The 19759-nt window shown below is 42.0% G+C and carries 22 protein-coding genes and 1 riboswitch; of the genes, 17 read left to right on the top strand and 5 right to left on the bottom strand.

Features of this window, described 5'->3' with window-relative positions; genetic code table 11:
* Window positions 1–65: 65 nt before the first annotated feature.
* Window positions 66–683 (top strand): YhcN/YlaJ family sporulation lipoprotein, encoded by a 618-nt coding sequence (locus NSQ36_RS12670; protein WP_003216228.1) that lies wholly within the window; start codon window positions 66–68, stop codon window positions 681–683.
* Window positions 684–723: 40 nt separating this feature from the next.
* On the opposite strand, the gene NSQ36_RS12665 is transcribed toward NSQ36_RS12670, so the two are convergent.
* Entirely contained in the window at window positions 724–1356 is a 633-nt protein-coding gene (locus NSQ36_RS12665) for a LysE family transporter (RefSeq protein ID WP_003216651.1), read from the bottom strand.
* Between the two features lie 237 nt (window positions 1357–1593).
* A riboswitch (TPP riboswitch) is annotated at window positions 1594–1702 on the top strand.
* A 127-nt stretch (window positions 1703–1829) separates the two neighbouring features.
* On the opposite strand from NSQ36_RS12665, the gene thiC reads away from it, so the two are divergent.
* Window positions 1830–3590 (top strand): phosphomethylpyrimidine synthase ThiC, encoded by a 1761-nt coding sequence (gene thiC / locus NSQ36_RS12660; protein WP_050943661.1) that lies wholly within the window; start codon window positions 1830–1832, stop codon window positions 3588–3590.
* Between the two features lie 35 nt (window positions 3591–3625).
* Here thiC and NSQ36_RS12655 read toward each other — a convergent pair whose 3' ends face one another.
* Window positions 3626–3772: a hypothetical protein gene (locus NSQ36_RS12655; RefSeq protein ID WP_003216600.1), complete on the bottom strand. Its 147-nt coding sequence runs from the start codon at window positions 3770–3772 to the stop codon at window positions 3626–3628.
* A gap of 195 nt (window positions 3773–3967) precedes the next feature.
* Here NSQ36_RS12655 and NSQ36_RS12650 point away from each other — a divergent pair, with 195 nt between their 5' ends.
* Window positions 3968–4147: a hypothetical protein gene (locus NSQ36_RS12650; protein WP_034620653.1), complete on the top strand. Its 180-nt coding sequence runs from the start codon at window positions 3968–3970 to the stop codon at window positions 4145–4147.
* 33 nt (window positions 4148–4180) lie between these two features.
* Here the strand turns inward: NSQ36_RS12650 and NSQ36_RS12645 are convergent, their stop codons facing one another.
* Window positions 4181–4825 (bottom strand): protein kinase family protein, encoded by a 645-nt coding sequence (locus NSQ36_RS12645; RefSeq protein WP_137054909.1) that lies wholly within the window; start codon window positions 4823–4825, stop codon window positions 4181–4183.
* Between the two features lie 238 nt (window positions 4826–5063).
* Here NSQ36_RS12645 and NSQ36_RS12640 point away from each other — a divergent pair, with 238 nt between their 5' ends.
* From NSQ36_RS12640 to yajC, 7 genes are all read left to right on the top strand, one after another.
* The gene (locus NSQ36_RS12640) at window positions 5064–5564 is read left to right on the top strand and encodes an intercompartmental signaling factor BofC (protein WP_170966011.1); all 501 of its coding nucleotides are present in this window, start codon (window positions 5064–5066) and stop codon (window positions 5562–5564) included.
* Between the two features lie 148 nt (window positions 5565–5712).
* A complete protein-coding gene (gene ruvA, locus NSQ36_RS12635; protein WP_044140019.1) occupies window positions 5713–6318 on the top strand; it encodes a Holliday junction branch migration protein RuvA in 606 nt (201 codons plus the stop codon).
* 11 nt (window positions 6319–6329) lie between these two features.
* Window positions 6330–7334, top strand: coding sequence for a Holliday junction branch migration DNA helicase RuvB (gene ruvB / locus NSQ36_RS12630; RefSeq protein ID WP_050943663.1), 1005 nt, complete (start codon window positions 6330–6332; stop codon window positions 7332–7334).
* Complete coding sequence (locus tag NSQ36_RS12625) at window positions 7327–7527, top strand: DUF2905 domain-containing protein (RefSeq protein WP_339205890.1); 201 nt, start codon at window positions 7327–7329, stop codon at window positions 7525–7527. The genes ruvB and NSQ36_RS12625 overlap by 8 nt, the downstream gene beginning before the upstream one ends.
* A 34-nt stretch (window positions 7528–7561) precedes the next feature.
* Window positions 7562–8590 (top strand): tRNA preQ1(34) S-adenosylmethionine ribosyltransferase-isomerase QueA, encoded by a 1029-nt coding sequence (queA, locus tag NSQ36_RS12620; RefSeq protein ID WP_212046170.1) that lies wholly within the window; start codon window positions 7562–7564, stop codon window positions 8588–8590.
* Between the two features lie 30 nt (window positions 8591–8620).
* Window positions 8621–9766 (top strand): tRNA guanosine(34) transglycosylase Tgt, encoded by a 1146-nt coding sequence (gene tgt, locus NSQ36_RS12615; RefSeq protein ID WP_003216540.1) that lies wholly within the window; start codon window positions 8621–8623, stop codon window positions 9764–9766.
* 48 nt (window positions 9767–9814) lie between these two features.
* Window positions 9815–10081 carry a preprotein translocase subunit YajC gene (gene yajC / locus NSQ36_RS12610; RefSeq protein WP_003216659.1) on the top strand — a complete coding sequence of 89 codons (267 nt, stop codon included), beginning with the start codon at window positions 9815–9817 and terminating at the stop codon, window positions 10079–10081.
* Between the two features lie 51 nt (window positions 10082–10132).
* Here yajC and NSQ36_RS12605 read toward each other — a convergent pair whose 3' ends face one another.
* Window positions 10133–10510 carry a TIGR04086 family membrane protein gene (locus tag NSQ36_RS12605; RefSeq protein ID WP_003216839.1) on the bottom strand — a complete coding sequence of 126 codons (378 nt, stop codon included), beginning with the start codon at window positions 10508–10510 and terminating at the stop codon, window positions 10133–10135.
* A 165-nt stretch (window positions 10511–10675) separates the two neighbouring features.
* Here NSQ36_RS12605 and NSQ36_RS12600 point away from each other — a divergent pair, with 165 nt between their 5' ends.
* The gene (locus NSQ36_RS12600) at window positions 10676–11338 is read left to right on the top strand and encodes a DUF421 domain-containing protein (protein WP_003216185.1); all 663 of its coding nucleotides are present in this window, start codon (window positions 10676–10678) and stop codon (window positions 11336–11338) included.
* 1 nt (window position 11339) lies between these two features.
* Here NSQ36_RS12600 and spoVB read toward each other — a convergent pair whose 3' ends face one another.
* Complete coding sequence (gene spoVB, locus NSQ36_RS12595) at window positions 11340–12890, bottom strand: stage V sporulation protein B (protein ID WP_251190257.1); 1551 nt, start codon at window positions 12888–12890, stop codon at window positions 11340–11342.
* A gap of 115 nt (window positions 12891–13005) precedes the next feature.
* Here spoVB and NSQ36_RS12590 point away from each other — a divergent pair, with 115 nt between their 5' ends.
* The 6 genes from NSQ36_RS12590 (at window position 13006) to NSQ36_RS12565 (ending at window position 19635) form a co-directional block, all read left to right on the top strand.
* Window positions 13006–13302 carry a post-transcriptional regulator gene (locus tag NSQ36_RS12590; RefSeq protein WP_003216788.1) on the top strand — a complete coding sequence of 99 codons (297 nt, stop codon included), beginning with the start codon at window positions 13006–13008 and terminating at the stop codon, window positions 13300–13302.
* A 41-nt stretch (window positions 13303–13343) separates the two neighbouring features.
* Window positions 13344–15572: a protein translocase subunit SecDF gene (secDF, locus tag NSQ36_RS12585; protein ID WP_003216337.1), complete on the top strand. Its 2229-nt coding sequence runs from the start codon at window positions 13344–13346 to the stop codon at window positions 15570–15572.
* 179 nt (window positions 15573–15751) lie between these two features.
* Window positions 15752–16237, top strand: a complete 486-nt coding sequence (locus NSQ36_RS12580; protein WP_339205887.1) for a cation:proton antiporter regulatory subunit — start codon at window positions 15752–15754, stop codon at window positions 16235–16237.
* A 102-nt stretch (window positions 16238–16339) separates the two neighbouring features.
* Entirely contained in the window at window positions 16340–16693 is a 354-nt protein-coding gene (locus tag NSQ36_RS12575) for a lipopolysaccharide assembly LapA domain-containing protein (protein ID WP_003216178.1), read from the top strand.
* Between the two features lie 81 nt (window positions 16694–16774).
* Window positions 16775–19099: a single-stranded-DNA-specific exonuclease RecJ gene (gene recJ / locus NSQ36_RS12570; RefSeq protein ID WP_339205885.1), complete on the top strand. Its 2325-nt coding sequence runs from the start codon at window positions 16775–16777 to the stop codon at window positions 19097–19099.
* Between the two features lie 23 nt (window positions 19100–19122).
* Window positions 19123–19635: an adenine phosphoribosyltransferase gene (locus tag NSQ36_RS12565; protein WP_003216770.1), complete on the top strand. Its 513-nt coding sequence runs from the start codon at window positions 19123–19125 to the stop codon at window positions 19633–19635.
* Window positions 19636–19759: the final 124 nt, after the last annotated feature.

The following is a 19759-nucleotide window of genomic DNA, read 5'->3' as shown; positions in this document are numbered from 1 at the left end:
TGTACATGCTAAAACAGAGCCTGTTTCGCGCTCATGAGATTGAATTTGTACAGGGGGTTTTTCGTTTGAGACAAAAATGGCAAAAAACGATCGCATTAGTGCTTCTTCCTATTGGGTTAACGGCATGTGGTACAAATGACAATGCAGGTGTAGATACACGTCATAATCAATCAGGTCAGCCAGTCGGATATCATTCGAATAACCGTGCGGATGACAATAACCAAGATCATCAAGGGCCAGTTTCTGAACTCATGGAGGGAATGAACGGTGGGAATACAACGAATGTTGATTATCGCACCCGCCCTCAAGCAGATGATCGAACGCCTCTCGCAGGTGGTGATGGACGCTACAGTCATGGAGATATGAACTATCATAACCAAATGTCGTTCTCTGGCTACGATAAACAAGAGAACGTGCAGCGTTCAAGAAAAATTGCCAATCGCGTCAATAAAATGAACCACGTTGCAGACTCACAGGTGATGGTAACAGATGAAAATGTGTATATTGCCATTAAATCAGATGGACGTCTGACGTCAGAGGGCGTATCACAAGTGGAAGAAGCAGCGACTCGTTATGCGGATGGAAGAGCTGTCCAAGTCATTAAAGACGAGGGAGCTTTCACACGCTTTAGAGATATGAGAAGAACACAATTTGAAACAGGTCAAACAGGCATGACTCGATAAGTAAAAAAGGCTAAAGTTCCTCAAGAACTTTAGCCTTTTCTTAAAAATAAACCTTAATGCCTATATAGAATTCGTAAAAGAAATAACAGCCAAATCCAAGTAATAAAATACCAGCAATAATGGATGTCCATTTGATCATCGTTCGATTCATCACTTTTCTTGTTAAGGATACAAGGGTGAGAAGACCGATGTCATGAAGGAGAATCCCTGCCAAAATACCGCCTGATGCCAGTATAAATTCAGATGAATCTGTTTTTGTATATGCATCTGCCAATACAGCTCCGAATACAGAAACCCAGAACACAAGATTTCCAGGAGACACCGCGACAAGCAAGCCGTTTCTGTACGTTTTTGCGAAAGATTTATTGACTTTTTCCCCAGCTAAATGGATGTCTTGATCCGCATGTTTAATGGAATCGTATGCGAGCATCATTAAGAAGATAGCTCCGATCAGCCAGAGCGGGATTTGGACAAATGGCAGTGATAAAAACTGAGCAAATCCAGCATACAAAGCCAAGATTAGTAAGAGATCGATGGTCATGCCGCCTGCTCCTACAGTTAAACCATGAAAGAATCCGTTTTTTAATCCTTGTTTTGTCATTTCAACCGTGATCGCTCCAACTGGTAGAGCAATTGAGAACCCTATGACGATAAATGTGAGAAATGTTTGCAATCGACTAGAACTTCCTTTAAAAAAGTCTGTATAAAAATTCTCCGTTTAGATTAATTATACATAATAGGAGAAAAGGATCAATGATTATTTCAGATTTTATCTAAATGTTTGAGGAGGATGATGTATATAAAGGTGTATATCAAGCTTGCTTTATCTCTTTTGTAGTGAAAAGGAACTATTTTCCTAAAACTTCTTTTTTTCATGGCATCTCTATGCTACACTGTTGTGGAAATGAATAAATGTGACTAGGGGTGCCCACGGCTGGGCTGAGAGAGAAGTGTATGCTTCTTAACCCTTTGGACCTGATCTGGCTCGTACCAGCGTGGGGAAGTTGAAGATGATACATGTGTCTTATAAATGAGATTCATGTTTATTTCTAACGACGAAACCAGGTTCTGTTCATAGAGCCTGGTTTTTTTGCTGGTGCTGATTCCATCCTGTCCGGTGACAAGAAGAGAAGGAGAGAACAGCAAATGAAAGAAAAGAAAAATACCCTAACAACTCAATCGTTATTATCAAGCTTTGATGGCAGCCGAAAGGTGTATGAGAAAGGGTCAAGACCTGACATTTTAGTGCCAAAAAGAGAGATTGCCCTCTCACAAACGGTGACGCAGGCAGGAAACATTCAAAATGAACCGATTCGTGTGTACGATACGAGTGGACCTTACACCGATGAGCGTGCCCATATCGATGTTACAAAGGGGCTTCATCGTCTGAGAGCGGCATGGATCGAAGAAAGAGGGGATACAGAAAGCTATGAAGGACGTCATGTAAAACCTGAAGATAACGGATATCGCTCCAAAGAGAAATCGTCACATCAGCATGTTCTTACTGATTTTCATCATGAGCCGCTTCGCGCAAAACAAGGTGCCTGTGTGACGCAAATGCATTATGCAAAAAAAGGTATTGTGACGCCTGAAATGGAGTTCATCGCGTTAAGAGAAGGGCTAAGTCCTGAGTTCGTGAGAGAGGAAGTAGCCAGCGGAAGAGCCGTTATTCCAGCGAATATTAACCATCCTGAAAGTGAACCGATGATTATCGGAAGGCATTTTCATGTCAAAATCAATGCGAACATTGGCAATTCAGCTGTGACTTCATCCATTGATGAAGAAGTTGAAAAAATGACTTGGGCAATCAGATGGGGTGCAGACACTATGATGGATCTGTCTACAGGAAAGGACATTCATACAACGAGAGAATGGATCATACGCAATTGCCCAGTCCCAGTAGGCACCGTTCCCATTTATCAGGCGCTTGAAAAGGTGAATGGCGTGGCAGAAGATTTGACGTGGGACGTGTACAGAGACACGTTAATTGAACAAGCAGAGCAAGGAGTAGACTACTTCACGATTCATGCGGGCGTGCGATTAAGGTATATTCCGCTGACAGTCGATCGGGTGACCGGAATTGTTTCAAGAGGCGGTGCCATTATGGCAAGATGGTGTCTTGCCCATCATCAAGAGAATTTCCTTTATACCCACTTCGAAGACATTTGTGAGATTATGAAAACGTATGATATTGCTTTTTCACTTGGAGACGGACTCAGACCAGGCTCGATTGCTGATGCCAATGATGAAGCGCAGTTTGCAGAGCTGGAAACGTTAGGTGAATTGACAGAGATCGCTTGGAAACATGATGTTCAGGTGATGATTGAAGGACCTGGGCATGTTCCAATGGATAAAATCAAAGAGAATGTAGACAAACAAATGGAGATTTGCAAAGAGGCACCATTTTATACATTAGGACCTCTTACAACAGATATTGCTCCGGGATATGATCATATTACATCTGCCATCGGCGCAGCTATGATCGGCTGGTATGGAACAGCGATGCTATGCTATGTGACGCCAAAAGAGCATTTAGGGCTGCCGAACAAAGAAGATGTAAGAGAAGGTGTGATCGCCTATAAAATTGCTGCACATGCTGCTGATCTAGCAAAAGGACATCCTGCTGCTCAAAAGCGCGATGATGCTTTATCGAAAGCAAGGTTTGAATTTAGATGGCGGGACCAATTCAACCTGTCACTTGATCCAGAAAGAGCGATGGCGTTCCATGATGAAACATTGCCTGCCGAAGGCGCTAAGACTGCCCATTTTTGCTCAATGTGCGGACCGAAGTTTTGCAGCATGAAAATTTCCCATGATATTCGCAATCAATCAGAAGAAGTAAAAAAAGAGATGGAGAAGAAGGCGAAGGAGTTTATCAGCCAAGGAAGTCAAATATATTCATCCTAAAAAAGAACCTCGCACGCATGTTGTGCGGGGTTTTATCAGATCGCGGATAAGGCTTTTCTTAAGAGGTGGAAAAATGCCTTTAATGCAACCCCTATCATGTCCAGACTCGGAATGAGGGCATCTGTTAAATGAAACACGACTGTTTGTCTTTCAGGAGATGTTCGTTTCTTTTTCCGTTTCATAAAGAAAACCTCCTTTTTAAAATACTATACTTCTTTGCAAAGAAGAGGGATAGAGATATTGTTTGAATTTAAACAAAATTTAAACTTCTTGTGTTTGAAAGGAAAGAAGGAGGGGAAACGAGTTGAGTAGAGAATGAATGAAAAGAGCCGATCTATTTGGCCAGCTAACAAGAGAGAGTGGAAGGTGATCTTATGATGAAAGTATTTAAGGTAACATTTCATATGAACAATGGGGAAGTGCTTGATTTCGAGCTAAAACGTCCAGCTACCTATGATGTGTATAAGAAAATTGAAGAAGCCAATCATTGGTTTAAGCTGAATAATGAAATCATTAACTTATTAAATGTGAATAGCATCCATGTTGAAACAGATTGACACAGAAAAGCCGCTCAGTGAGAGCGGCTTTCATTATGCAGAGAAATCATTCCGATTATTAAGCTGACCGCGGGACAGCCAGTTCTTTTTATATAAATAAGCAATCACTTCAAGCCATAGACGCGGTGCTTTTTTCGGGAAAAAAGGTTTTTGATAATAAGCGTAAGCGGCTTTTAAGTCATCCCATTGGTGGCATGCTTTTGTTTGTGTGAAACGGGCAACGTCGATGACCCTGACCTGTCCTTCCTTTGTTAAGATCAGATTCCTCAGATGGATATCAGAAGGATTCAATCCTTTCTCGCGTGCTTCTTCTAGCGCATCATCGACTTGTTCAATCATTTGTTTTTTAATAGGAATCCCCTTTGTGAGGCATTCATAGAATGTATGTCCTTTAATATATTCCATTAAAATATACTGATCCCCAGATTCATAAATCTCAGGGTAGTAAGACGAACCAGAAAGTTTTTCATAAATGGCGGCTTCCTTGCGGGCAATATGCTGATAAGAAGGGAAAAAGACTTTTAACGCCATTTTCTTGCCGTTTTTTTTGTATGAAAAGACATAGGCACTTCTTCCTTTGCCGCACAGCTCAAGCTCTGCCGGTTTAAAGGCAAGCTTATGAAGACGTTTATCCTCATGATACTGAATCGATTCGGCTAATCTTTTGACTTCTGACATTGACTTCACCTTCTTTGGTTTCAGTTTATGCGGCTGAAAAACGAATGATGAAAAAACCGAGCATTCGATAAAGCAATGGATTGTATAAAACATACCATTTACGAATGAAGGATACAACGAAAGACTCTTCCCATATATTCATGTCATCGATTTGGTTAATGTTTAGAAAAATGGGTCAAACTACATATGTCATGCATCGATCTCATGTTTTAAAGAGGTGTAAATAGTGAAAGTGAAGATGAAATGTTTCGTTACAGGACTTATCATGACAAGTGTGCTTTTTTTCGCTACGGATATGGAAGGAAAAGAACACTTGCAAAAGCAGTCAAACTCGATCACCGTACAGCTTGAAAAAGTTTATCTAGACGGAGATGTGAGTATTGAAAGACACCGGGCATCATTAGAAGACAAAGACACATTCTGGTCGCAGTATAAAGGCTGGACGCTAGTAGAGCAGAAAGAGGATTTTGCGCTTTTTAGAAAGCAAATTGATGATATCTCTCCATTAAGTAAAGCAAATGGATATATCGGATTATCAGAGGACGGTGTGATTTCTACGTTTCATGGAAGGCCTGACGGCTGGGCGGAGCCCATTCATCTCTTTTTTCAAATTGATACGTCCCGTTTAGAAAGTCATGTGGAGGAGCAGCTTGAGCAAGGCATTCCTTTTCGAACAAAGGATGAATTTGAGCATGTGCTTGAAGTCATGAAGCCTTACCGAAATGAAATATCGTTTTAAAGCGTATAACAGCTTGCTGGTGTGAAGGCCGCAAGCTGTTTTTCGTAGTGTCATCGTAAAAATGCATTGAGCGAACGTATGTTAACTTTTATTGCGGTTTTCTTCTCGATTTATGTTACAATGAAGAACAGTCAAAGAGGTGAAAACGGTGATAGAGTTTGTAAAAGGGACCATTGATTATGTGTGCCCGCAATATGTTGTCATAGAAAACGGCGGAGTGGGATATCAAGTCTATAGCCCAAACCCGTTTATCTATCAAATCAATAAACAAGAAACGATTTATACGTATCATTACATAAAGGAAGACGCTTTTTCGTTATATGGATTTCAAACACGAGAAGAAAAAGCGCTGTTCACAAAACTGTTAAATGTCACAGGGATTGGGCCGAAGGGGGCTCTAGCGATTCTTGCTTCCGGTGATCCAGGCGCGGTCATTTCAGCGATAGAACGTGAAGATGAAGCGTTCCTGATTAAATTCCCTGGTGTTGGCAAAAAGACAGCTCGCCAAATCATTCTCGACCTAAAAGGCAAGCTAGCTGATGTTGTGCCTGAAATGATTGGCAATCTATTTAATCACGAGGACCATATTCAGGTCGAAACGCAGCAAACGGCATTAGACGAAGCGCTTGAAGCCTTAAGTGTTCTCGGATACGGTGATCGCGAAATTAAAAAGGTTCTTCCATTGTTAAAAGAAGAAAAGAATCTCACAACCGATCAATATGTGAAAAAAGCTTTACAAAAAATGTTGAAATAGGGTGATGTCTCATGGATGAACGGCTCGTCTCAACTGAAGCAGACAACCATGAATCAGCCATTGAGCAAAGTCTGCGGCCACAGACACTTAGCCAATATATCGGTCAGCAAAAAGTAAAGGATAACCTCAGCGTGTTTATTGAAGCTGCCCGGATGAGGCAGGAAACACTCGATCATGTCCTTTTATACGGACCGCCCGGACTCGGGAAAACAACGCTCGCCTCGATTATTGCCAATGAAATGAATGTTCAGCTGCGGACAACATCTGGACCAGCGATTGAACGTCCTGGCGATTTGGCGGCGATCTTAACTTCTCTTGAGCCAGGTGATGTGTTGTTTATAGATGAAATTCATCGCTTGCAGCGCTCAATTGAGGAAGTGCTTTATCCAGCAATGGAGGATTTTTGTTTAGATATCGTCATTGGCAAAGGAGATACAGCGCGCTCTGTACGGCTTGATTTACCGCCATTTACACTTGTAGGTGCTACGACCCGTGTCGGGCTTTTAACAGCGCCGCTTCGTGACAGGTTTGGAGTACATGCAAGATTGGAATACTATGAGCAAAGAGATTTGGCTCACATTGTTTCAAGAACAGCAGAGCTGTTCGAGATTGGGATCGATCTTCGCTCAGCCGAAGAGATCGCAAGACGTTCCCGCGGTACGCCGAGGGTTGCCAATCGTCTGCTCAGAAGAGTAAGAGATTTTGCGCAGGTGCTTGGGAATCATGCGATTACCGAGGACATTGCGGAAGATGCCCTTGAGCGCCTTCAAGTCGACAAGCTTGGTCTTGATCATATCGACCATAAGCTGCTTTTAAGTATGATTGAAAAATTTAGAGGCGGTCCTGTAGGGCTTGATACAATCTCAGCGACAATTGGAGAAGAATCACATACGATTGAAGATGTGTACGAACCGTATTTACTGCAAATTGGTTTCCTGCAAAGAACACCAAGAGGACGGGTCGTCACAAGAGAAGCGTATGAACATTTTCAAATGGAGGTTCCGATTCGTGACTGAATTCCCTAAAATATTGATGATTTTAGGTGGTATCCTTTTTGCCGCAGGATTAGGTTTTCAATTGGTTGGTAAGCTTCCAGGTGATATTTTTGTGAAAAAAGGAAATGTGACGTTCTTTTTTCCTGTGATCACATGCATTGTCATTAGCATCGTGCTAACCATATTACTGAATATCTTTGGACGGATGAAATAACGTTAACTAGTTAACTACAGAATAGGTGAAGGAAATGAAGCTAGAACTATTTGATTTTGATTTACCAGAAAGATTGATTGCACAAGTACCGCTTGAAAAACGAGACGCATCAAGACTGATGGTCTTAAATAAACAAACGGGTGCAATCAAACACGATACATTCTCACAAATCACCGATTATTTTCAAACGGGTGATTGTCTCGTTTTAAATAATACACGCGTTCTGCCGGCACGGTTGTTTGGAATGAAAGAGGATACAGGTGCAAAAGTTGAACTTCTTCTCTTAAAACAAGAGGAAGGCGACAAATGGGAGACACTTGTAAAACCAGCCAAACGGGTGAAAAAAGGAACAGTGATCACATTTGGTGATGGAAGGCTTCAAGCGGTATGTACAGAAGAATTAGAACATGGCGGAAGAAAAGTTGAGTTTCAGTATACCGGCATTTTTTACGAAGTACTTGAATCCCTTGGTGAAATGCCGCTGCCTCCTTATATTAAAGAGCAGCTTGACGATCGTGAACGCTATCAAACGGTGTATTCGAAAGAGGTCGGCTCCGCTGCTGCTCCGACTGCTGGTCTTCACTTTACAAACGAGCTGCTGGATGCGCTGAAAGCAAAGGGTGTGCACATCGCATTCATTACACTGCACGTGGGGCTTGGTACTTTTCGTCCGGTCAGTGCAGATCGTATTGAAGAACACGAAATGCACGCGGAATTTTACGAAATGAATGAAGAAACAGCGGCAGAGCTTAATCGCGTTCGCAAAGAAGGCGGGCGGATTATTTCAGTGGGGACAACGTCAACGAGAACGCTAGAAACCATTGCAAGTGCGCATGACGGTGAATTCAAAGCGTCAAGCGGCTGGACGTCAATCTTTATTTACCCCGGCTACACATTCAAGGCAATTGATGGCATGATCACGAATTTCCATCTGCCAAAATCCTCGTTAATCATGCTTGTCAGCGCATTAGCTGGACGAGAGCATGTCCTAAAAGCGTACAATGAGGCTGTAAAAGAGGAATACCGATTCTTCAGTTTTGGCGATGCCATGCTGATTCAATAACATCATACAACAAAGACAGGAGGGCTCATTTTGTCGCAATTACCGATACGTTATGAGTTCATTAAATCATGCAAACAAACAGGTGCACGACTAGGGCGCGTTCATACACCGCACGGCTCCTTTGACACGCCTGTATTTATGCCGGTAGGTACACTGGCTACAGTCAAAACGATGGCGCCTGAAGAACTAAAGGCAATGGAAGCAGGCATCATCTTAAGCAATACGTACCACCTATGGCTCCGTCCGGGTCATGACATTGTGAAAGAAGCAGGCGGCCTGCATAAATTTATGAACTGGGATCGAGCGATTTTGACCGACTCAGGCGGATTCCAAGTCTTCTCTTTGAGTGAATTTAGAAAAATTGAAGAAGAAGGCGTCCACTTCCGTAATCACTTAAATGGAGATAAGCTGTTCCTTTCTCCTGAGAAGGCCATGGACATTCAAAATGCGCTTGGCTCTGATATTATGATGGCATTTGATGAATGCCCGCCATATCCAGCAGAATACGATTACATGAAACGTTCTGTAGAGCGGACAAGCAGATGGGCAGAACGCTGTCTAGAAGCACATCAGCGTCCAGAGGATCAAGGGCTGTTTGGAATCATCCAAGGCGGAGAATACGAAGAGCTTCGTAAACAAAGTGCAAAAGATCTCGTGTCACTTGATTTCCCAGGCTACGCCATCGGAGGCTTATCTGTTGGGGAACCAAAAGATGTGATGAACCGTGTACTCGAGTTCACAACGCCATTGTTACCAGCAGACAAGCCAAGGTACTTAATGGGTGTCGGCTCACCAGATTCCTTAATTGACGGCGCCATTCGCGGTGTAGATATGTTTGACTGCGTGCTGCCAACACGAATTGCTAGAAACGGTACGTTGATGACAAGCGAAGGACGTCTAGTTGTGAAAAATGCAAAATATGAGCGTGATTTCAGACCAATCGATGAAAATTGTGACTGCTACACATGTAAAAACTACACACGCGCTTATATTAGACATTTGATCAAAACAAATGAAACGTTCGGAATTCGATTAACAACTTATCATAATCTTCATTTTCTGTTAAAATTAATGGAGCAAGTGAGAGAAGCTATCCGTGAGGATCGTTTAGGTGATTTTAAAGAAGAGTTTTTTGAGCGTTACGGCTTTAACGAACCGAATGCGAAAAACTTTTAACGCATAAACGAAAAGGCTTTACAATGCTTTAGAAAGGGGTGAAATAGAATGGATGGTGGTATGGGTTCAATCATTATGATTGTTGTCATGTTTGCTGTGCTTTACTTCTTATTAATCCGTCCACAGCAAAAGCAACAAAAAGCTGTGCGTCAGATGCAGCAATCTTTATCAAAAGGCGATAAAATCGTCACAATCGGTGGTTTACACGGTGAAATCGACTACATTGATGAATCAAAAGTGGTCATCAAAACAAGCGAAAACAACCGTTTAACTTTCGATCGTCGTGCTATTAGAGAATTAGCTGACAAAGGCTAATCCTCCGATACATAGCCATAAAAAAAAGAGCGATATAGATCCGCTCTTTTTTTATTTGCCTCGAAGATTGACGCCAATCATTCCGCCGAGCATACAAATCCCTAGAAATGCCCCATGATAGATGAACTGCTCTGGTGAAAAGGTTTCTCCAAACCCTAAATATTGAAACAAAAATACAGTGAGGGAAAAGATCAGCGAAGTAATCGCACCAATGAACCAGCCGCGCTCCTTTGCCTTTCCTCCAGAAATGATCCCCCCTAATAAAAGTGCCACAAAGGACAAAATCATAATCATCCATTTAAACGATGATTCCTGCATACTTGTGAAGGTAAGCATGAGCGATACAAGTAAGCTTGTGACAATCATGACGATAAAAATGGCCATTAAGCCGGATAAAATCCCTTTTCCGATTTGTTTCGTTTCCTGCATGTGATTCGTCTCCTCTCCAATTGACCGAAGCTTGTCTTTTACTAAAATGTATTCACATAGAAGAAAAAATAGACATGTTTCTCACGATAAAAACAGAGGCTTTCTTTTCTACATAAATAAAGGGTTTTGACACAAGCTATGGTGGAGAAGGAGGGTTTACATCACATGCAGGACATCTTGATTATCTCCATGAGAACAATCATTTTATATTTTCTTATTTGGTTTATTTTTCGGTTAATGGGCAAGAGAGAAATTGGCGAATTGAGTATTTTAGATCTTGTCATTTTTATGATGATCGCAGAAATTGCGGTTCTCGCTATAGAAGAAGTCGAGGATCACATGTTACATACGGTATGGCCGATCTTGCTGTTAACCTTCATTCAAATCACACTTGCCTATCTCTCATTGAAATTCCAAGGTGTCCGGCGCTTTCTTGACGGCAAACCGGTCCTGCTCATCATTAATGGGAAAATTGACGAGGGTGCGATGAGAAAACAGCGATACAATTTTGATGACCTGCTCATTCAATTAAGAGAAAACAACATCGATAGCATTCAGGATGTGTCTTACGCCATTTTAGAGCCATCCGGAAAGCTTGCGGTTGTCGAAAAAGAAAACAAGCACACACACGGAGCGCTTGAGCTGCCACTTATTGCTGATGGCGTTGTACAGCACGATCATTTGAAGCAAATTAATCAAAATGAACAGTGGCTGAAAGATGAGCTTGCCAAAAGGGGCTATCATGAAATTGATCAGATTTCCTACTGCAGCTTTAATCAAAAGACATTTTATATTGATTTGAAAGATGAAGTGATCAAGAAGAAATGAGCTAAAGCAGTTTCCCTATAAACGGGATACGGCGAAGCTCTTCACGCTTCACTAGCCCTAGACAGATTAATAGAATGACATACATTACGCACGTAACAAAGATCAGCATCACAAGCTCAATCGGGGCAGAAAAGAGCCCGTTTACTTGAGATTTCAGCCAAAGGCTCACGGTCCCAGTGCCGATGATCACAAGAACGCATATCCCATATTCCTTCATTGGTAAATGAATAGGCAGTACTTTACCAACAGTTGCCGCATGAAGCAGCGTGACAAGGACGATGCCGATTAATATTGCAAGTGCTGCCCCCATAATGCCAAAGCCCGGCTGTGAAGCAAGAACAAAGATCATTCCTGTTTTCACAACAGCACCTATCAGACTATTCGTCATCGCCGCACCAGCTAAATTGAGTGCTTGCAAGACGGCTTGAAGCGGCCCTTGAAAATAATATAGAAGAAAAAATGGTGCCATGAATTTTACATAAATAGCCGCATGCGATGAACCATACATAAAGAGCGTTAAATCTTCTGCGTAAACGAAAAGAATAATACAGGAAATACCTCCGCTGAGTAGACAAAGACGCATCGCCTGCTTCAGCCTGTATTCGACCGTTTTGCGTTTGTTTTGCTCCATTCCTTCACTGATTGCTGGGACCAGTGCAGTGGAGAGAGAATACGTAATAAAGCTAGGCAGTGTCAAAAGGGTCAGCGCAAGACCAGTCAATTCCCCGTATTGTCTTGTCGCCTCGACGGCCGCATATCCAGCAATGGCAAGACTTTGCGCGACAACTATCGGCTCTAAAAACCACGAAATATTCCCGATAAAACGGCTGCCTGTTGTTGGCAGGGCAATACTCATCAGCTGCTTAAACGTGTCCTTACCGTCATGAATCGCCTTAAAAAATCGTTTTCGAATACGAATGGTCTTTTTATAACGAAAGGCAATCAGTAAATAAGCAAGTGAAATCATCTCTCCAATAACAGATGAAATCATCGCACCTGCTGCCGCATATTCAATTCCATAAGGAAGAAAAGCTGTTGTACATACGGCTACTAGAGAAATTCTTGCAACCTGTTCCAGCACTTGAGAAATGGCAAGCGGGCTCATTTGCTGTCTGCCTTGAAAATATCCTCTTAGCACACTGGAAATGGCGATGACTGGGACAACGGGCGTAATGGCAAGCAGTGGATAGACCGTTCTAGGATCTGTCAGCATATTTTCTGCCATGATGGGTGCAAACCATAAAAAGAGCGGCGTGAATATCAGGCTGAGAGTCCCTGTTATCGCAAGAGACATGACAAGAATTCGTTTTGTTTTCTGTTTGTCACCCCGGGCTTCTGCTTCTGCGACAAGCTTGCTGATAGCGACAGGCAGTCCGAATTGTGTTAGCGTCACAGCGAGAAAAAAGGTAGGAGCAGCCATCATATAAAGCCCGACTCCTTCTTCGCCAATGAACCTTGCAATGACAATTCGATTGACAAAACCCAATATTCTCGTGATAAAACCTGCTAAAATTAAAATAATCGTGCCCTTTAAAAACGTTTGCTTCGTCAAATCAAAGATCACCTGCCTTCTCAAACGACATAGAATCATATACAATAAGATATGCGTGTATATCGTCCAAGCATGACAAGTCTCTCGATAAAAACTGAAAAGGGGGAGCGTCCCATTGACACAACATCCGGCTGCAATTTACAAAGACCATTTAAAGCCTTTTCTGTTCAGTAAGCTTGAAGAATTCATCGTTTTGGGCTATAAAGATGTAGATTTAGAGGAATTATGGTCATACTTAGAGAATAAGAAGTGGAAGAAAAAACAAGAGTATCCGATTCATGAAATGGTTGCAGATATTTTATCTGTGAAAATTGGCGAATTTATGAACTATGCAACCGTTCAGTCGTTTAAAACGTCTGCTTTTTTGGACAGTGAAGATGGCAAGAATATGCTAGATGAACTGTTGAAATAAGCCATCTTAATGGATTCAGGTGTTTAAGGAGGAAATACATAATGAAAAAAGGGCGCATTCTTGCGTTTTTCTTAGTGGTTCTGTTAATCGGAACTGGCGTAGGCTTACTAACAAAGCCTGTTGCGAAAGATATGACGCTAGGGCTGGATTTACAGGGTGGATTTGAGGTCCTGTATGATGTACATCCAGTGAAAAAAGAGGATAAAATCACAAATAGTGTCCTCGTCAGTACAGTGGAGGCTTTAAACCGAAGAGCCAATGTGCTAGGTGTAAGTGAGCCGAACATCTCGATTGAAGGCAACAATCGTATCCGTGTGCAGCTTGCGGGAGTAAAAGATCAAAACAGAGCTAGGGAGATTCTTTCCACTGAAGCACAGCTATCCTTCAGAGATACGAATGATAAAGAACTCCTTAACGGGGCTGACCTGGTCGAAAACAGTGCAAAACAAACATTCAGTCAAACGAATGAGCCAATTGTGACGGTTAAACTAAAGGATGCGAAAAAATTTGGTGACGTCACAAGAAAAGTAGCGGCGATGGCGCCGAATAACCAGCTTGTCATTTGGCTTGATTACCACAAAGGAGATTCCTTCAAAAAAGAAGTCTCAAAATCAAACCATAAGTATGTCTCTGCACCGAATGTGAATCAAGAAATTAACAGCAGTGACGTGCAAATTGAAGGGAAATTTACTGTCCAAGAGGCAAAGGACCTTGCAAGTATTTTAAATGCCGGGGCATTGCCAGTGAAATTAACAGAAAAATATTCAACATCTGTGAGTGCACAGTTTGGTGAACAAGCACTGGACGAAACAGTGTTCGCAGGAATTGTAGGAATCGCATTTATCTTCTTATTCATGCTGCTTTATTACCGATTACCTGGTCTTATCGCTGTCATCACACTTTCAGCTTATATTTACATTACGCTTCAAGTGTTTGATTGGATGGGTGCAGTCATGACGCTGCCTGGAATTGCGGCATTGATTCTAGGGGTAGGGATGGCTGTTGATGCCAACATTATTACTTATGAGCGGATCAAAGAAGAGCTCAAGCTCGGCAAATCAGTCCGTTCTGCTTTCAGATCAGGGAACCGCCGATCGTTTGCAACCATCTTTGATGCAAACTTAACAAGTATTATTGCCGGCGGCGTGCTGTTCTTCTTCGGGACAAGCTCGGTAAAAGGATTTGCAACGATGCTCATCCTATCGATTTTAACTAGCTTTATCACAGCTGTCTTCCTATCAAGATTCCTTCTTGGTCTTCTTGTTGAAAGCCGCTATCTTGACCGGAGAAAAGGCTGGTTTGGTGTTCGTCAAAAAGACATTATGAACATTCATGAAACAACAGAAACCACCGAGCCAAAAACACCGTTTGATAAGTGGGATTTCGTCAGCAAACGTAAAGGATTTATGATTTTCTCAGCTACTATCACCATTGCGGGAATCATCGTTCTTTCCATCTTCAAGCTGAATGCGGGAATTGACTTTACTAGTGGAACTAGAATTGATATCCAAAGTGATCACAAGCTGTCAACTGAACAAGTCGAGCAAGACTTTAAAAAGCTGGACCTTGAGACAGACAGTGTCGTGTTATCGGGTCAAAAAGAAAATCAGGCAGCAGCGAGATTTGTCGGTGTGCCGAACAAAGAAAAGATTGCTGAAGTGAAAGATTACTTCAAAGATAAATACGGAACGGAGCCGAACGTAAGTACAGTGTCTCCGACTGTTGGGAAAGAACTTGCCCGAAATGCATTATATGCTGTCATCATTGCTTCAATCGGGATCATTTTATATGTCTCCGTTCGATTTGAATATAAAATGGCCATTGCAGCGATTATTTCACTGCTGTATGACGCGTTCTTTATCGTGGCCTTCTTTAGTATTACCCGTTTAGAGGTGGATGTCACCTTCATTGCGGCGATCCTCACAGTCATCGGATATTCGATCAACGACACGATCGTCACCTTTGACAGGGTTCGTGAACAAATGAAGAAGCGCAAACCAAAAACCATTGAAGATCTATCGTACATTGTGAACTTAAGTTTACAGCAAACCTTTACGCGATCTGTCAACACGGTATTAACCGTACTTGTCGTTGTAATCGCACTGCTTATCTTTGGATCAGCGTCAATTACGAACTTCTCCATCGCCTTACTTGTCGGTCTGTTAACAGGGGTGTACTCATCTCTATATATCGCAGCGCAAATTTGGCTCATGTGGAAGGGCCGTGAGATGAAAAAACCGGCGAAGATTGATACTGAGCAAGATATTTAATTGAGTGAGACTGCCTAAATGGCAGTCTTTTTTCTTTAGTTTTTCCGAAAATAAGACGATTCGAAAAAACATTCCGGGTATCATTGATCTTGAAATGGTCTTTTGCTATAATGACATACGTTTAGACAAGTATAGAAAGCAAGTGTCCGTTTGAGGCATTTGGCTTTGGTGGGGCTGTTATGAAGGTTCGGGAAACTGAACTGCCAGGTATCGGTCACAAAGCCGAAATGATCACAAGAAATAATGAGAAGCTTGCCATCATTACACACGATGACGGCAGGAGAGAAATGTATCATTTTCAAGAGGACGATCATGAAGAATCTATTTCTGATATCTTGCTAAACGATGAAGAAGCAAGACAAATTGCAGCAATCTTAGGCGGCATGGTATATAAGCCGAAAGCGCTTGAAACTGTAGAAGTAGCCATTGATAAACTGATGATTGAATGGTTTAAGATTGAAAAGAATGCACCAGCTGTTCAGCAAACCATCGGTGACCTGAGTGTCTGCCAATATGATCAAGTAACAGTCATCGCTATCGTGAGAAAATCATATGAGAAAATGAATCCAGGACCTGAAACGGTCATTGAAGAAGGGGATACCCTTGTTATTTCTGGAGAAAGACAAGAAATAAAGAATCTCATTTTAAAAAAACTCAGCAGCTAATTCATGCCCATGCTGTTAGATTTTCTTCCGCGCTTATCTTTCTGTGTTTAAAAAGGACTATGAAAAGGGAAGAATAAAAGAAAAAGCTTGGGGGATATGTAGATGAACAAACAACAATGGACCATCATACTCGCATTTATTTTCGTATTAATTGTCTCAGTATTTGCCGTGATCAATGTGCGGCCGGTGCAAGTTGACTACTTATTTGGATCGGCTGAATGGCCGCTGATCCTTGTCATTATTGGTTCTGTGCTCATGGGCGGACTCATTGTGGCTTTTGCAGGGATTTTCCAAATTATGAAACTAAAACGTGAACTAAAGGCATTAAAAGCTGAGCGTGCAGCCGCACCTGCACCTGCTGTTTCGAATAAAAAGATCGACAAAGACGTTCAAAAGAAACCGAATGTGACGCCTTTAAAAGAACAGCCAGCATCATTTAACCGGAAGGAAAAATAATCTTCCAGCACAATTTCATAAAATAAAAATTGAAACCCCTCAGGCCACTCTAGTATAATAGTGTGGTTGAGGGGTGAATTTATGTTATTATCCAAAATGCGCTGGGAATATGAACATCCAAGCGAAGAAAAAGTGAAATCACTCTCTGAAAATCTGAATATTTCAGCGCTGACTGCATCGCTTCTTGTAAAAAGAGGACTTGAAGAAGTAGAAGAAGCGAGGTCTTTTTTATTTGATCAAAAAGCCGAATTTCATGATCCATTTCTATTAAAAGGAATGAAAGAGGCAGTAGAGCGCATCAACAAAGCGATCGAAGAGCAGGAATCGATTGTGATCTTCGGAGACTATGATGCGGATGGTGTGACAAGTACGTCTGTGCTTTTACATACATTAAAAGAGTTGTCTGCGAAAGTAGACTTTTATATTCCAGATCGATTTAAAGAAGGCTATGGGCCTAATGAACAGGCTTTCCGATATATCAAAGAGCAAGGCGCATCGCTTGTCATCACCGTCGATACAGGCATTGCAGCTGTAAATGAAGCACGTATTGCAAAAGAAATAGGGTTAGACCTGATCATTACAGATCACCATGAACCAAGTGAGGAACTGCCTGAGGCACTTGCGATTGTTCATCCTAAGCAGCCAGGCTGTGAGTATCCCTTTAAAGAACTTGCCGGTGTAGGCGTAGCATTTAAAGTGGCGCATGCACTTCTTGGAAAGCTGCCAACTCAGCTGTTAGATCTTGCGGCAATTGGGACAATAGCGGATCTTGTGCCGCTTCATGATGAGAATAGATGGCTCGCTAAAAAAGGGCTTATGCAGCTTAGGCAGTCGAATAGACCGGGGCTGAAGGCGTTATTGAAAGAAGCAGGTGCTACTCTTGAAGAAGCAAATGAGGAAACGGTCGGCTTTCAAATTGCGCCAAGGCTGAATGCTGTAGGACGAATTGAACAGGCCGATCCAGCTGTTCATCTTCTCATGACAGAGGATAAGGATGAAGCAGAAGAACTCGCTCGTTTTGTACAAGAACTGAATAAAGAACGTCAAAAAATTGTGAGTACGATCACAGAAGAAGCCATTCAAATGGTGGAAAAGACAGGTAATGACCAGTCTGCAATCGTTGTAGCGAAAGCTGGCTGGAATCCGGGTGTTGTCGGAATTGTTGCCTCTAAATTGACGGATAAATTTTCTCGTCCGGCGATTGTGCTTGGAATAGATGAAGAGACGCAAATGGCAAAAGGATCAGCGCGGAGTATTCCTGGCTTCGATCTATTTTTCCATTTAAGCAAATGCCGCGACATTCTGCCGCATTTCGGCGGGCACCCGATGGCTGCGGGTATGACACTTCGAGCGGATGATGTTCCTTTACTAAGGGAAAGATTAAATCAATATGCGAATGAAACGTTGACAGAAGAAGATTTTATTCCGATTCAGCGGGTTGATGCTGTATGCAAGGTAGACGAATTGACGGTTGAAGCAATTGAAGAAGTGGGGATGCTGTCACCATTTGGCATGCAGAATCCAAAGCCGTTCATCATGATTGAAGATGTGAGACTTGAAGAAATCCGAACAATTGGAGCAAATCAGAATCATATTAAAATGTCTCTGAAAGACGAAGACCAGCTGCTTGACTGTGTCGGTTTTCATCAAGGTCAATTAAAAGAAGAAGTTGTCACAGGTAGCCGCATTTCCGTCATTGGTGAAATGTCCATCAATGAATGGAATAACCGGAAGAAACCACAGCTCATGCTAAAAGATGCCCGAGTAGATGAGTGGCAGCTGTTTGATTTGCGCGGCAAAAAGGATTGGGAAAAGACAATCTCCACGCTTGACCCAGAAAAATATGTGGTGGTCTGTTTTGACGAAGAAACAAAACAGGAAGTCAAAATCCCGATTCATCATGTCCATGCAGAAAATGTTTCAACATTCGATGTAGAAGGCAAGTATGTTGTCTTTGCAGATGTTCCAGCAGATGAACACTTACTAAGGCAGCTGTTAGAAAACCAAAAGCCAGCTAGAGTTTATACGGTTTTCCAAAGAAAAGAAGATCATTTCATGTCCTCTTTCCCTAGCCGTGATCAATTCAAATGGTTTTATGGATTCTTGTTAAAGCGAGGAAGTTTCCCTCTCAAGGAGCAAGGAATGGAGCTTGCGAAACATAGAGGCTGGACAAAAGATACAATGATTTTTATGACAAAGGTGTTTTTTGAACTCGGTTTTGTTAAAATAGAGAATGGTGTGCTGTCAATAGTACGTGATGCCCCTAAAAAAGATTTAACGGCATCAGCATCCTATACAGCAAAACAACGATTGATGGAACTCGATCAAACACTAACATATTCCTCAGCCAAAGAGCTGAAGGAATGGCTGAATAGCATGATGAGCGAAGTCTCACCTGTGCTTTGACGTACGAGGAGGAAAAGGAAAAGATGGATTTAAAACAATATGTGACAGTTGTACCTGACTACCCAAAGGAAGGTGTACAATTTAAAGATATTACAACGTTAATGGATAAAGGCGAAGTGTACCGTTATGCAACGGATCAAATCGTTGAATACGCGAAGGAAAGAGACATTGATCTCATTGTTGGACCTGAAGCGCGTGGATTCATTATTGGCTGCCCTGTAGCTTACGCACTTGGTGTAGGTTTTGCACCGGTTCGTAAAGAAGGAAAGCTTCCTCGTGAAGTCGTTAAAGTCGAATACGGCTTAGAATATGGGAAAGATGTATTAACGATTCATAAAGATGCGATTCGTCCTGGTCAACGTGTATTGATTACAGATGACTTACTTGCGACTGGTGGAACAATTGAAGCGTCCATCAAGCTTGTAGAGGAATTGGGCGGCGTTGTGGCAGGAATTGCATTCTTGATTGAGCTGACGTATCTGGACGGCAGAAAGAAGCTTGACGGTTACGATATCTTGACGTTAATGCAATACTAATGGAGTTTTACGAAAAAAGCACTCGGTAAGAAGGGTGCTTTTTTCCTATCAAAAATCTTTTAGCGGACTTCTTCTCTTTACATCTATCGAATTTTTCTTGATAATAAACTACAATACAGTTTTC

The sequence above is a fragment of the Bacillus sp. FSL W8-1143 genome (genome assembly GCF_037965155.1).
Taxonomy (GTDB): Bacteria; Bacillota; Bacilli; order Bacillales; family Bacillaceae; genus Bacillus; species Bacillus pumilus.
This window is presented reverse-complemented; position numbering and strand designations above follow the sequence as displayed.

What these genes read in the sequence shown, in the direction of transcription:
- thiC (WP_050943661.1), top strand. Translation starts at nt 1,830, where the DNA reads ATGAAAGAAAAGAAAAATACCCTAACAACTCAATCGTTATTATCAAGC.
- NSQ36_RS12655 (WP_003216600.1), bottom strand. Translation starts at nt 3,772, where the DNA reads ATGAAACGGAAAAAGAAACGAACATCTCCTGAAAGACAAACAGTCGTG.
- NSQ36_RS12650 (WP_034620653.1), top strand. Translation starts at nt 3,968, where the DNA reads ATGAAAGTATTTAAGGTAACATTTCATATGAACAATGGGGAAGTGCTT.
- NSQ36_RS12645 (WP_137054909.1), bottom strand. Translation starts at nt 4,825, where the DNA reads ATGTCAGAAGTCAAAAGATTAGCCGAATCGATTCAGTATCATGAGGAT.
- NSQ36_RS12640 (WP_170966011.1), top strand. Translation starts at nt 5,064, where the DNA reads ATGAAATGTTTCGTTACAGGACTTATCATGACAAGTGTGCTTTTTTTC.
- ruvB (WP_050943663.1), top strand. Translation starts at nt 6,330, where the DNA reads ATGGATGAACGGCTCGTCTCAACTGAAGCAGACAACCATGAATCAGCC.
- queA (WP_212046170.1), top strand. Translation starts at nt 7,562, where the DNA reads ATGAAGCTAGAACTATTTGATTTTGATTTACCAGAAAGATTGATTGCA.
- yajC (WP_003216659.1), top strand. Translation starts at nt 9,815, where the DNA reads ATGGATGGTGGTATGGGTTCAATCATTATGATTGTTGTCATGTTTGCT.
- NSQ36_RS12605 (WP_003216839.1), bottom strand. Translation starts at nt 10,510, where the DNA reads ATGCAGGAAACGAAACAAATCGGAAAAGGGATTTTATCCGGCTTAATG.
- NSQ36_RS12600 (WP_003216185.1), top strand. Translation starts at nt 10,676, where the DNA reads ATGCAGGACATCTTGATTATCTCCATGAGAACAATCATTTTATATTTT.
- secDF (WP_003216337.1), top strand. Translation starts at nt 13,344, where the DNA reads ATGAAAAAAGGGCGCATTCTTGCGTTTTTCTTAGTGGTTCTGTTAATC.
- NSQ36_RS12580 (WP_339205887.1), top strand. Translation starts at nt 15,752, where the DNA reads ATGAAGGTTCGGGAAACTGAACTGCCAGGTATCGGTCACAAAGCCGAA.
- NSQ36_RS12575 (WP_003216178.1), top strand. Translation starts at nt 16,340, where the DNA reads ATGAACAAACAACAATGGACCATCATACTCGCATTTATTTTCGTATTA.
- recJ (WP_339205885.1), top strand. Translation starts at nt 16,775, where the DNA reads ATGTTATTATCCAAAATGCGCTGGGAATATGAACATCCAAGCGAAGAA.
- NSQ36_RS12565 (WP_003216770.1), top strand. Translation starts at nt 19,123, where the DNA reads ATGGATTTAAAACAATATGTGACAGTTGTACCTGACTACCCAAAGGAA.